This window comes from Kitasatospora sp. NPDC056783 (assembly GCF_042789895.1).
Classification (GTDB): Bacteria; Actinomycetota; Actinomycetes; order Streptomycetales; family Streptomycetaceae; genus Kitasatospora.
Genome location: NZ_JBHUAF010000268.1, coordinates 1 through 11,833, shown reverse-complemented (window position 1 = coordinate 11,833; position 11,833 = coordinate 1). Strand labels below are relative to the sequence as shown.

General features: G+C 74.6%; 13 protein-coding genes. 6 read left to right on the top strand and 7 right to left on the bottom strand.

Going from position 1 to position 11,833, the window contains the following annotated elements; all coding sequences use genetic code 11:
• Positions 1 to 21: 21 nt before the first annotated feature.
• Both bla and ACFRMQ_RS29230 read right to left on the bottom strand, forming a co-directional pair.
• Positions 22 to 972, bottom strand: a complete 951-nt coding sequence (gene bla / locus ACFRMQ_RS29235; protein WP_380733666.1) for a class A beta-lactamase — start codon at positions 970 to 972, stop codon at positions 22 to 24.
• Between the two features lie 103 nt (positions 973 to 1,075).
• Entirely contained in the window at positions 1,076 to 1,879 is an 804-nt protein-coding gene (locus ACFRMQ_RS29230; RefSeq protein ID WP_380733665.1) for an SAM-dependent methyltransferase, read from the bottom strand.
• Between the two features lie 251 nt (positions 1,880 to 2,130).
• Here ACFRMQ_RS29230 and ACFRMQ_RS29225 point away from each other — a divergent pair, with 251 nt between their 5' ends.
• Positions 2,131 to 2,781 carry an RNA polymerase sigma factor gene (locus tag ACFRMQ_RS29225; protein WP_380733664.1) on the top strand — a complete coding sequence of 217 codons (651 nt, stop codon included), beginning with the start codon at positions 2,131 to 2,133 and terminating at the stop codon, positions 2,779 to 2,781.
• The gene (locus tag ACFRMQ_RS29220) at positions 2,778 to 3,509 is read left to right on the top strand and encodes a hypothetical protein (protein WP_380733663.1); all 732 of its coding nucleotides are present in this window, start codon (positions 2,778 to 2,780) and stop codon (positions 3,507 to 3,509) included. Before ACFRMQ_RS29225 ends, ACFRMQ_RS29220 begins: the two co-directional genes overlap by 4 nt.
• Before the next feature lie 29 nt (positions 3,510 to 3,538).
• On the opposite strand, the gene ACFRMQ_RS29215 is transcribed toward ACFRMQ_RS29220, so the two are convergent.
• The 5 genes from ACFRMQ_RS29215 to ACFRMQ_RS29195 form a co-directional block, all read right to left on the bottom strand.
• Positions 3,539 to 5,242, bottom strand: a complete 1,704-nt coding sequence (locus ACFRMQ_RS29215) for a condensation domain-containing protein (protein ID WP_380733662.1) — start codon at positions 5,240 to 5,242, stop codon at positions 3,539 to 3,541.
• Positions 5,243 to 5,354: 112 nt separating this feature from the next.
• Positions 5,355 to 6,032: a 4'-phosphopantetheinyl transferase family protein gene (locus ACFRMQ_RS29210; RefSeq protein ID WP_380733661.1), complete on the bottom strand. Its 678-nt coding sequence runs from the start codon at positions 6,030 to 6,032 to the stop codon at positions 5,355 to 5,357.
• A complete protein-coding gene (locus ACFRMQ_RS29205) occupies positions 6,029 to 6,814 on the bottom strand; it encodes a hypothetical protein (protein ID WP_380733660.1) in 786 nt (261 codons plus the stop codon). Before ACFRMQ_RS29205 ends, ACFRMQ_RS29210 begins: the two co-directional genes overlap by 4 nt.
• A gap of 4 nt (positions 6,815 to 6,818) precedes the next feature.
• The gene (locus ACFRMQ_RS29200) at positions 6,819 to 7,109 is read right to left on the bottom strand and encodes a phosphopantetheine-binding protein (RefSeq protein ID WP_380733659.1); all 291 of its coding nucleotides are present in this window, start codon (positions 7,107 to 7,109) and stop codon (positions 6,819 to 6,821) included.
• A 126-nt stretch (positions 7,110 to 7,235) separates the two neighbouring features.
• The gene (locus tag ACFRMQ_RS29195) at positions 7,236 to 8,108 is read right to left on the bottom strand and encodes a 3-oxoacyl-[acyl-carrier-protein] synthase III C-terminal domain-containing protein (RefSeq protein ID WP_380733658.1); all 873 of its coding nucleotides are present in this window, start codon (positions 8,106 to 8,108) and stop codon (positions 7,236 to 7,238) included.
• 201 nt (positions 8,109 to 8,309) lie between these two features.
• On the opposite strand from ACFRMQ_RS29195, the gene ACFRMQ_RS29190 reads away from it, so the two are divergent.
• From ACFRMQ_RS29190 to ACFRMQ_RS29175, 4 genes are all read left to right on the top strand, one after another.
• Positions 8,310 to 8,609, top strand: coding sequence for a hypothetical protein (locus ACFRMQ_RS29190; RefSeq protein ID WP_380733657.1), 300 nt, complete (start codon positions 8,310 to 8,312; stop codon positions 8,607 to 8,609).
• Positions 8,606 to 9,751, top strand: a complete 1,146-nt coding sequence (locus ACFRMQ_RS29185; protein ID WP_380733655.1) for a glycosyltransferase — start codon at positions 8,606 to 8,608, stop codon at positions 9,749 to 9,751. Before ACFRMQ_RS29190 ends, ACFRMQ_RS29185 begins: the two co-directional genes overlap by 4 nt.
• A 173-nt stretch (positions 9,752 to 9,924) precedes the next feature.
• Positions 9,925 to 10,899, top strand: a complete 975-nt coding sequence (locus tag ACFRMQ_RS29180; protein WP_380733654.1) for an ATP-binding cassette domain-containing protein — start codon at positions 9,925 to 9,927, stop codon at positions 10,897 to 10,899.
• A 99-nt stretch (positions 10,900 to 10,998) separates the two neighbouring features.
• Entirely contained in the window at positions 10,999 to 11,763 is a 765-nt protein-coding gene (locus tag ACFRMQ_RS29175; RefSeq protein WP_380733653.1) for an ABC transporter permease, read from the top strand.
• Positions 11,764 to 11,833 lie beyond the last annotated feature (70 nt).

The following is an 11,833-nucleotide window of genomic DNA, read 5'->3' as shown; positions in this document are numbered from 1 at the left end:
GTGTTCCCGGGCCGGAGCGCCTCAGGCCAGCACGGGGACGAGCAGTGCGGCCGTCCGGGCGACCAGCAGGTCGTCCTTGGGGGCACCGGGGTCGGCGGGCTTGGTGGACAGGACGGCGAGGACGACCGGGACGCCCCTCGGGGTCCAGGCGATGCCGACGTCGTTGCTGGTGCCATAGCTGCCGGTGCCGGTCTTGTCGCCGAGGGCCCAGTCCGGCGGAAGCCCCTCGCGGAAGCGGTGGGCGCTGGTGGTGTTGCCGCGCAGCCAGGTGGTCAGCAGCTCGCGCCCGCGGGGCGGGAGGGCGTCGCCGAGCACGAGGCGGCGGTAGGTGGCGCCGATGGCGTACGGGGTGGTGGTGTCGGTGGCTCGGTCGGGCTCGGCGCTGTTGAGTTCGGGCTCCCAGCGGTCCAGCCGGGTGACGCGGTCGCCGATCGAACGGGCGAAGCGGGTGACGGCGGGCGGCCCGCCGAGTTCGCGGAGCATCAGGTTGGCCGCGGTGTTGTCGCTGTACTCGATGGCGGCGGCACAGAGCTCGGCGCCGGTCATCCCGTTCGCGAGGTTCCCGGGCAGGCCGGTGACCGGCGCGCCGCCGGCCCGCTCGATGTCGGCGGCGGTGTACCGGATCCGCCGGGCGAGGAACTCGCCGCCGCGGTCGAGGTCCCGCAGGACGGCGGCGACCGCGACGGTCTTGAAGACCGAGCAGATCGGGAAGCGCTCCTCCGCGCGGTACCGGACGGTCCGGCCGGTGGACAGGTTGCGGGCGTAGACGCCGAGGCGGGCGGAGTGCTCCCGTTCGAGGGCGGCGAGGGCCGGGTGGCGGCCGGCGTCGGCGGCCCGGTCGTCCGGTGTCGCCGCGAACGCCGGTCCGCCGGCCCCCGCGGTGACGGCGGTCGCGGCGACGGCCGCCCCGAGGCCGAGGACGGCGCGGCGGCCGCGGTGGCCGTGGCGGGTTTCCGAGGGCTGCGGGTGCATGCTCCTCCTCCGATCGAATGTCGCGGCGCGTGCCGCCTGCTCGATCAGCAGGACGCGAGCGGCTCCCCGATGGTTCGTCAGCGGCCGGAATCCACCGGGTGGTTCACGGTTTGACGGCCACCGCGGCGTACCCTGCGGCCTCCGAGGGCGCGACGACCGGCTCGCCCGGCGTCGGGCGCCATCGCGGGATGGGGACGAGGCCCGGGTCGAGCAGTGTCCAGCCGTCGAAGAAGCGGGCGATCTCCGGGCGGGTCCGGGCCTGGGCGGCGGTGCCGGCCGAGGCGTAGACGCGGACCAGGCCGGCGATGTCCCCGGGGGCGAACTCGGGGGTGACGTGGGTGATCACCAGGGCGCTGCCGGGGGCGAGGGCGGACTTGAGGTGCTCGACCAGCCGGTGGGCGCCGCGCTCGTCGGGGACGAAGTGGAGCAGGGCGTTGAGGGAGAGCGCGACGGGCCGGGCGAGGTCGATGGTCTCGCGCAGGCCGGGGGCGGCGAGCAGTCCGGCCGGGTCGGTCACGTCGGCCTCGACGTAGGCGGTGCGGCCCCCGGGGGTGCCGGTGAGCAGGGCCCGGGCGTGCGAGAGCACGATCGGGTCGTTGTCGGCGTAGACCACCCGGGCGCTCGGCCGGACCTCCTGGGCGACCTCGTGCAGGTTGGGCGAGGTCGGGATACCGGTGCCGACGTCGAGGAACTGGTCGAAGCCGGCCTCGGCCAGCACCCGGGTCGAGCGGTGCATGAAGGATCGGTTGGCCCGGGCGCCGGTGCGCACCCAGGGTGCCACCGCGAGGGCGTGCCCGGCGGCCTCCCGGTCGGCGGCGAAGTTGGTGAAGCCGCCGAGAAAATAGTCGTACATCCGGGCCGAGTGCGGCACGTTCAGCCGCAGGTCCACGCCGTCGTAAAGGCCCATCCCGATCCCCCTTGGCCGCGTTCCCGATCGGCTCCGATCCCGATCGGTCGTTTGCTGCCCAGGGCAGCCGAGGGCCAATCACGATCCGAACACCTTCCCGGTGTTCCTATGAATCGCTGAAGCCCATGAGATGACAATCTGTATTCGGATTGCAGCCTGGAGTGACGGGCCTGATGGAATGAGGATGGGCACAGACAGCCCGACCCTTGGGTGGCCCGGCGAGCAGCCGACGGCCACGGAAAGCAGGCTCGATGACGATCGACAGGGGTGCCGCCGTGCGCGGCCACCGGGGTGGGACGACCGTGGCGTGCACCGGCCGGCCGGCGGCCGAGCGGGCGGACTGCCCGGAGTCCGGACTCCGCACCGAGCACGGCCCCCGCCTGGACCTCGCCTATGCCGCCTTCTGCGAGACCCATGAACCCGCCTGGCACGCCCTCGCGTTGACCCGGATAGGCAACCGGTCCGACGCGGCGCTGGTGGTCGAGGCGGTGAAGGCCGATCTGTCCCGCTACTGGCCGCAGGTGCTGCGGTTCGAGGAACCGGCCGCCTACGCCTGGCGGTTGGCCAACCGGCACGTCGCCGACTGGGTGGCCGCCGACGAGCCGGTCGAGGTGGAGGCGGTGACCTTCGCGGCGGTGATCGGCGCCTTCAAGCAGGTGGCCAACGGGCTGCTGCACAGCGAGGCGGACGAGGTGCGGCTGTACGCGGCCATCCTCGAACTGCCGGACCGGCAGCGGGACGTGGTGATCCTGCGGTACCTGCTGGGCCTGCACGTCCAGGTGATCGCGGCCTACCTGGGACGGCCGACGGCGACGGTGCACTCCAACCTCCGGCACGCCCGGGACCGGCTGGCGCGCGGCCTCGGGGTGCGCGAACTCCCGGACCGGGGAGGCGAACCGTGACGGACAACGCCAGGCCGCGGGCCCCGGGCGGACCGGACCGGACCGACGGGGGGCGCCCGGTCCTCCGGGTGCCCCGGCCCCAACGCCCGCACGCGGAACGGATCGCCGCCGTGCGCCGGGCCCGGCTCACCGCCGCGCCCGCCCACCTGCCGTCGGAGCACGAGCAGGCCGCCTTCGAACTCGGCCTGGTGGTGGCCCTGGTGCTGGGCGCGCCGGACGCCTCGCACGGGCTCGACCTCCTGGTGAACGCGCGCCGGATCGAGCCGGAGGGGGCCGAGGTGTTCGGCGCGCTGCTGTACGCCACCGACCGGCGGGAGGGCGCCGAGTTCTGGTGGCGCTTCGCGGCCGGATCGGGCAGCGGAACGGCCGCCTACTGCCTGCACCTGCACCATCTGATGCTCGGCGAGACCGACGACGCCGACTACTGGCGGGCCTGGTCCGACCAGCTCTCCACGGCCGAACGGACACCCAGACCAAGGGTGTTGAGGATGACCAGACCGCTGCTGCCGGATGACGCACGGCGGGACATCCTCTCCCGGGTCCACCGGGGGCTGGCTCCGCGGCTGCCGTCGGCGCTGGTCGCGGTGATCGACCGGCTGCCGGTGCAGGACGGCGGCGAGGAGGGGGTGCCGAACCCCTGGGGGCTCGCCTCCGGGGCGGCCTCCGTCCGCTCCCGGGAGGAGTTCCCGCACGGTCCGGCGAACGGCCGCCGGGGCCCGACCGGGTGAGCGCCGCACGGACCGCCGCGCTCATCCGTTCAGGTGAGCGCGGACAGCCGGGCGACCACGTCCCGGTCCCGGCCGCTCCCGGCCTCGGTCCGCTCCCCCGCCGCCGTGGCGTGCCGGACGACGTAGTGGTGCGGCGCCATCACGGTGTCCCGGCCGGCCAGGGCCGCGAGCACGGCGCGGTGGGCGTCGGCGGGGCCGAACCCGGCGTCGGACGCGTCGAGCTCGGCCACCAGCCTGCCCTCGCTCACCGAGAGCCGGTGCTCGCCGAGGACGGAGTGGAGCAACTCACGGACGGCGGCGAGATCGATCCAGGAGCCGTCGACCAGCCGCCACTCACCGCCGCGGCCGTCCGTCGGCGGGCCGACCGCGGCGGGCAGGTCGGCGAGCGGCACCGGGCCTTCGGCGGCGGCCGCGAGCACGACCGCCAGCGCGCGGGCGAAGCGGTGGAGCTCGTCGCGGTCGAGCACCTGGGGACAGGCGAGCAGGGCGAAGTCCAGGCTGCCGGTGATCCTCAGGATGGTGAACATCAGCCGGACCGGCAGCGGCGGGGCGGGCGGCACGGACAGTTCGGGGTCGGTCACCGGGGGCCGCTGGGCATCGGCGACGGCGGCCGGGATGGTCAGGCTCAGGTCGTTGACGACCACCTGCCGGGAGAACCTGGCCCCGCGCACGTGGGCCGTGTCCTCCACCAGCTGCCAGACCTGCTCGGCGTCCAGCGAGGAGCCGTGCCAGTAGGCGTTCAGCGACGCGGACTTCGTACGGCCGATCAGCTCGTCGAGATCGGCCACACCGGTGTCGAGCAGGATCAGCGCGTCCTGTGCGAGGGCGCCGACGTGGTCGACCAGGGCGGCGCGCCGGCGGTTGGCGGAGAGCGCCGACAGCACCAGTTCGCTCCGGCCGGAGCGGTGGGCGACCAGCGCGGCGAACACGGAGAGCAGGACGACGGACGGGCTGGCGCCGGTGCGCCGGCAGACGGCGGCGAGGTGGTCGGCGGCGGCGCGCGAGCGGACCCGCAGCGCGCTGTGGCCGCTCGGCGGTCCGGTGATCCGGGCGTCCGCGAAGACGACCTGCGGGCCGGTGGTCAGGACCCGGGCCCAGTGCCGCAGGGCGGCGGCCGACCCGCGGCGGCCCTGGACGCCCTGCTCCGCGTCGGCGATCCGCAGCGGGGTCGGCGCGGTGACCGGCGGCAGTTCCTCTCCGGCGGCGAGGGCGTGCCAGTCCTGGATCAGCACCGCGGTGGCGGCGCCGTCGGCGCCCGCGTGGCAGACCACCGCGACCAGCCGCAGCAGTCGCTCGCCGGCGACCACCAGGGTGAACCGGATCCGCGGCGGCGTGCCGAGGTCCACCGGGACGGCGACGTCAGCGCGCGCCAACTCCGCTGCCATCAGGTCCAGTTCGCCTTCCGAGTGGTCCACCGCCTCGACCACGGCGACGGCGAACCGGCCGCCCCGGTGCACCACCTGGCGGTCCGGGAAGCCGTCCGGGCCGGGACCGGCGGGGAACGACGTCCGCAGCGACTCGTGCCGCTCGACCAGCAGCCGCAGGGCGACCAGCGCGGAGGAGACCGAGGTGCCGGGAGGCACCGGCCAGACGGACTCCCTGTTGATCTGCTCGGGGGCGTCGCGCCGGATGCAGCGGATCATGTTGTCCTGGCCGCGGGTGAGCGGGCCGGAGCCGCCGTTCTCGGCGGCGTACCGGACGGTGATCCGCCTGGTGGCCGGTTTCGGTGTCACGTCGTACGCGCCTTTCGGCTCGCCCGGAAGGGCTCGACAGGGGTGCGACCGGGACGCTACCAGCGCTCTCGCGAGCTGGTCCAGACCAAAGATCGCCATATCGGGCGCTTCGTCAATTCACCTTCCAGACATGAGAGTTGACATGTATCGGCGATTCCCCGAGGGCGGCGACGGCCGCCCGGAACGGCCCCGGAACGGGAACGTCGCAGAGCCGGGCCGGCCCGGCCCCCAGCCCGCCCGCACCGGCCACCACCACCGGCGACGGACCGGCCACCGGCACCCCGAAGGACCGTACGAGCCGCCCCCCGTACGCCTTCACGCAGGCCTCGCGGCGGCACCAGAGCGCCGTGAACCGCGACGCCCGCTCGGCCTCCTCGGCGGGCTCGGCGACGAACCGCGCCTCCTCGGCCGGGAACCAACGGGCTGCCATCCGCTCCGCGGTCCGGGCGTCGTGGAGCCCCTCGACGTCGACACCGACCGGCCGCCCCTCGGCCAGGGCCAGCACCGCGCACCCGCCCGAGGCCGACCAGCTGACCCGCAGCCCGCCGGCCCCGGCCGGTTCGGGCTTGCCGTGCCGTCCGTACCGCCAGACCAGCCCGGCCGGACGGACGCCGAGCCGCTCGGCCACCAGCCGGCGGACGGCGCCGCGCACCACGGTGAAGCGCTCGCGCGGCTCCTGCTCCGCCCCCGCCACCCGGGCGCGCTCGACCGGATCCAGAAGGTGGCTCAACTCTGCTGTCACGTCCGCCGGTTGTCGGGTGTCGATCAGCCAGAGGTCGACCGCCGTCACGGCAGGGCCAGCGTGCTGAGCACGCCGAGCCGCCGGTCGTACCCGGCCACCAGCACGGGCCGGCCGTCCGCCCGCCACCGCGGCAGGCGCTCGGCCAGCTCCGCCCACAGGCCGGTGAACGGCTGGGCCGGCGGGGCCTGCTCGGCACCGAAGCCGGGGCCGAGCAGCAGCACCGCCCCGGACCCGAGCTCCCCGGCCTCGGCCCGGACGGCCTCCTCCGGAGACGCCACGCCCCGGGTCTGCCGCACGGACAGCCCCGCGCCGGGGGCCTGCTCACAGACCAGCACCACCGCCGCGTGCCGTTCGGGCAGCGCCACCGGATCGGCCGGTTCGTAGTGCAGCGCGGTCTGCTCGGCCAGCACCACCACGGCCCGGTGGCAGGTGCCGGTGCGCTGGTGGTCGGCGGCCAGCCGCAGGGCGGTGAAGGCCGCCGCGCCGCCCTGGTCGCAGACCGCGAAGGCGAGCGGGTTCCCCGGGACGGACCGGCTGAGCGCCAGCGAGGACGGCGCGCCCGGTCGCACGTCCGGGGTGTCGAAGGCCAGGATCAGCAGGTCCGCCGGTTCGTCCTCGGCGAGCGCCTCGCGCAGCAGTCCGGCGGCCAGTTCCTCGTAGGAGTGGCCTACGCCCCTCTCCAGCAGGTCCTCTCGCAGCGGCAGGCCGTAGGGGCGGACGAGGTCGGAGACGAAGACCCGCAGGTCCGGGTCGAGCGAGGTCTCCGAGCGGCCGTCGAAGCGGCGGGCCAGCGCCCGGGTGAGCCGCAGGCCGGCGGGGCCGGGGGCCACCCGGTCAGTCCTCGGGGATGACGTGCCCGGCGACGTAGTCGGCCAGCCTGGTGACCGACCGCAGGTCGTCCTCGGTGATCTGCTCGACGTCCACCTGGATGTCGAGCGACTCCTCCAGCTCCAGGATCAGCTCGATGGTGCCGGCCGAGGTGAGGCCGAGGTCGTCGAAGAGGCAGGCGTCCTGCGGGATCTCGGGCAGTTCGCGCTTGAGGACGCGCGGCAGGAGTTCGCCGATGCCGTGCAGGACGCGCTCGCGCAGTTCGGGGTCAGTGGTCTGGACCACGGCTTCTGACATGGATGTCCCGTCCCGTCGTACGTGGGATGTGTGCTCCGGGGCTTGCTGACGCCCCGGGGCTCTGGGGTGGTCTGGGGAAGTGGCGCCGGTGCGCGGACGGCGGTGTCCGGCGGAACCGGCGGGCCGTCAGTACCGCATCGCCATCGCGGAGAAGGTGGCTCCGACACCGGCGGCGGCGATCAGGTAGTGGTCGCCGCGGCGGATCAGCCCCCGCGTGGTGGCGGTGTGGAGATTGATGAGGCTGTCCGAGGCGAAACTGTGCCCCACCGACCGCACGTTGTCCAGCACGACTTTCTCGACCGGGTAGCCGATGCGGCGCGCGATCATCCGCCAGGACGCCTGGTTGACGTTGTGCGGCAGGATCGCCGCGAGGTCGCCGAGGTCCAGACCGGCCTGATCCAGGGCGGCCTCGATCGCCTCCACCATCACGTTCGGGTACTCCCGCTGGTAGCGGGCCAGCAGCTCCGGCTCCTCGGCCAGCCGGCCGTCGAACTCCGGGCGCTGGCGCACCACGAAGGAGAGCATCCGGTGGCGCTCACCGCCGGCGCTGACCAGGCAGGCCGCCGCGCCCTCGGCGAAGATGCCGGTCTCCGGCACCACTTGGGCGTCCCGGGTGAAGGTCTTCTCACCGGTCAGCACCAGCGCGAGCGCGGCCGGATCGGGTTCGGCCGCGAGCATCCGGCCTGCCAGGTCGATGGCCAGCAGGCCCACCGCGCAGGCGTGGTGGGTCACCGTGAAGGCGTTGGCGTGCCCGAGCCCGCGGGCGTCGAGCAGTTCGTGCAGCGGGTTGAGCGGGTGGGGCACCGCCACCGGCATGCTGCGGGCGTGGATCACGAAGCGGACGTCGCGTTCGCGTCCACGCAGCTCCGGCAGTTTGTCCAGGGCGGCATCGAGCAGGTCGGGCAGCGTCCCGGCCGAGTCCAGACAGAGCTGGTCCAGGCCGTGGAAGCGGCGGAAGAGACGGAGTTGACGTGGGGTCAGGCCGATACGCTCACCCACCGCCTCGATGGGAACGGCGTGTGGGGGGAGGTGGACGGCCACTGCCTCCAGTGCGGTCACGCGGGCTAGTATTCCGACGCCCGCCGGGTCGCACAAGTGATCTCGGGCCCTCCACCGTCGCCGCCGCCCCCGGAATGCCGTCAACTGCGCTCCGGTGCGGCCGCGTTCACCCCACGCCGTCGAGCAGGTGGGAGATCTCTCATGACCAATCCTGAACCCCGCCACCCCACAGCCCCGTTGAACCGGGAGCTGGTCGCCCTCATGGTCGAGGTGGCCGGCGCCCCGCCCGGCTGGGCGCGCCATGTCACGCCGGACGCGCGGCTGGACGGCGACCTGCTGCTGGACGAGGGCGAACTCGCCGAACTGACCGAGCGGCTGCGCGAGCGCTTCGGACCGTCGGCCGACCTGGCCGCCCTGCGCGCCGGGCTGGACCTGACCGCCCTGGCGGCCCTGACCGTCGCCGACGTGCAGCGACTGCTCCCCGAGGAGGACACCCGATGACCCGGTTCCTGCTGGTGATGCCACCGTTGACCGGCCACGTCAACCCGGCCGCGGGCATCGCCGCCGAGCTGACCGCACGCGGCCACCAGGTCGCCTGGAGCGGCACCGAGTCGGTGCTGCGCCCGCTGCTCGGCCCCGGGGCCGAGGTGCTCGGCACCGGCACCCGGGCGTTCCGGGCCCAGGGCGGGCACGGGCTCGCCGCCCTGCGCTCGCTCTGGGAGGGCTTCATCGTCCCGTACGCGCGGTTCACCGCGAAGCCGCTGGACGCGATCGTGCGCGAGTGGCGGCCGGACGTGCTGCTGGTCGACCAGCACACCCCGGCGGGCGCCCTGGTCGCGCACCGGCACGGCCTGCCGTGGGCGAGCTTCGCGCCCGGGGCGATGGAACTGGGCCGCCCCTACCGGGCGTTGCCGCAGGTCGAGGCCTGGATGACCGGACTGCTGCGCGGATTGTGGGAGCGCGCCAAGCTGCCCGCCGAGGAATACCTGGACCCGCGCTTCTCCCCCGCCCTGGTGCTGGCGACCACCGGCCCGGCACTGACCGGCTCGGCACCGCCGCCGGAGCACGCGCTGGTCGGGCCGGTGCTGTCGCGGCGCCCGCACGACCCGGACTTCCCCTGGGAGAGGCTGCTGCCCGGCCGTCGGCGGGTGCTGGTCACCATGGGCACGCTGGCCGGCGAGCTGGGCGCGGACTTCCTCGGCCGGGCCGTGCGGGCGCTGGAGCTGTGCGGTGAGGACGTGCAGCCGGTGTTCGCGGCCCCGCGCGACCTGCTGCCCGGACTCCCCTCCCGGGCGGTGGCGGTGGACCGGGCGCCGGTGCTGGAGCTGATGGCGCGCGGCGAGCTGGACGCGGTGCTCTGCCACGGCGGGATGAACACCGTGGGCGAGGCCCTGGCACACGGCCTGCCGCTGGTCACCGCGCCGATCCGGCACGACCAGCCGTTCGTCGCCGCACAGGTGGCGGCGAGCGGCGCGGGCCCGCGGGTGCCGTTCGCGCGCGTCACCCCGGACCGGCTGGCGGACGCGCTGCGGGCCGTACTCGATCCAACGGACCACCGGGAGCGGGCGGTTCAGGTGGGGAGGGAACTGCTGGCCGGAGGGGGTGCGGCGGCCGCGGCGGACCGCCTGGAGGCGCTCGGCTGACCGGGCCCGCGACAAGGCCCTTAGCAGACCGGGAGATCACACGTCCATTGGTCTAGGCCATTGTTTCCGGGGCGGGGTTCACCCTAGGGTGTCGCAGCGGCACCGCCCTCCGCAGGTGCCGAGCCCCGCCTTTCCAGGTGCCGTGGCAGCCCATCCCCGCACGGGAGTTCCGGTTGATCGAGACCGCGGGACTGCGCAAGTCCTACCGCAAGAAGACCTCCCGCCGCAGCGGCGAGGACCCGACCGTCGACGCCGTCCGCGGCATCGACCTGTCGGTCGCCGCCGGCGAGATCTACGGCTTCCTCGGCCCCAACGGCGCCGGGAAGACCACCACCCTGCGCATGCTGGCCACCCTGATCCGCCCCGACGGCGGACAGGCCACCATCGCCGGGGCCGACCTGATCGGCGACCCGGCCGGGGTCCGCCGGCGGATCGGCTACGTCGCCCAGGGCGGCGGCACCACCGACAACGTGAGCGGCCGCGAGGAACTGGTCCTCCAGGCCCGGATGTACGGCGCCGCCAAGGCCCAGGCCGCCCAGGCCGCCGAGGACGCGCTCAAGTCCTTCGACCTGGGCGAGTTCGGCGACCGCCCGTGCGCCACCTACTCCGGCGGCCAGCGCCGCCGGGTGGACATCGCCCTCGGGGTCATCCACCAGCCCCGGGTGCTCTTCCTGGACGAGCCCACCGTCGGCCTGGACCCGGCCAGCCGGGCGCACGTCTGGGAGGAGATCCGCCGGCTGCGCACCGAGGGCATGACGGTGGTCGTCACCACCCACTACCTGGACGAGGCCGACGCGCTCTGCGACCGGGTCGCGATCGTCGACCACGGCCAGGTCGTCGCCGAGGGCACCCCCGAGGCGCTCAAGCGCGAGATCTCCGGCGACGTGGTGCTGATCGGCCTGGACGCCGCCGAGGACGCCTTCGAGCGGGCGGCCGCGGTGCTGCGCCCGCAGCCGTACCTGCACCGGCTGGAGCCCGACGGGGACGAGGGGCTGCGGCTGTACCTGGAGGACGGCGCGGCCGCCATCCCGCGACTGCTGCGCGCCCTGGACGCGGCCGGGCTCACGCCCGGCACCGTGCGGCTCCAACGGCCCAGCCTGGACGACGTGTTCCTGGCCCGCACCGGCCGTTCGCTGCGGCAGCCCTGACCGGCGCCGCGCCGCCGGACGCCGGACGCCCGCCGTCCGTCGCCCACCGCAGACGTCCCGACCCGCACGACCCGGCCCGCACAACCCCCTGGGGAGACCGTGAAGCTCGCCCGCGACACCTGGCTGGTCTTCCAGCGCCAGCTGCTGCTCATGATCCGCACGCCGATCTGGATCGCCGTCGGCCTCATCCAGCCGGTGTTCTACCTCCTGCTGTTCGCCCCGCTGCTGAAGAACGTGCTCGCCCCCCAGGGCGCCGGCAGCTACGCCGACGCCTACCAGGTGTACGTGCCGGGCCTGTTGGCGGTGCTGTGCATCTTCGGCGGGCTGTTCACCGGCTTCAGCCTGCTCGGCGAGCTCAGGTCCGGCATCATCGAGCGCTCCCGGGTGACCCCGGTGAGCCGGCTGGCCCTGCTGCTCGGGCGGGCGCTGCGGGAGATGGTCGCGCTGCTGGTGCAGGCCGTCCTGATCACCCTGATCGCGCTGCCGTTCGGACTGCGGGTGAGCCCGCTGAACCTGCTGCTCGCCTACCTCCTGCTGGGCCTGCTGGCGCTGATGACCTCGGCGATCTCCTTCGGCATCGCGCTGATGGTGCCGACCGACGCGGCGATGTCGCCGGTGGTCAACACCATCGCGCAGCCGATCGCGCTGCTGTCGGGGGTGCTGCTGCCGCTCACCCTGGCGCCGGGCTGGCTCCAGCAGGCGGCCAAGTGGAACCCCTTCTACTGGGCGGTGGAGGGCATGCGCGCGCTGTTCTCCGGGCACGCCGGGGACAGCGTGGTCTGGCAGGGGCTGCTGGTGGTCACGGTGATGACCGTCCTGGCGGTCTACTGGTCGGCCCGGCTGTTCTCCACCCGGGTGCGCTGAGCCGCCCCGGGCCGACCGGCCGACGGTGGAGGGGTCGACCCGGGCCGACCGGCCGACGACGGAGGGGCCC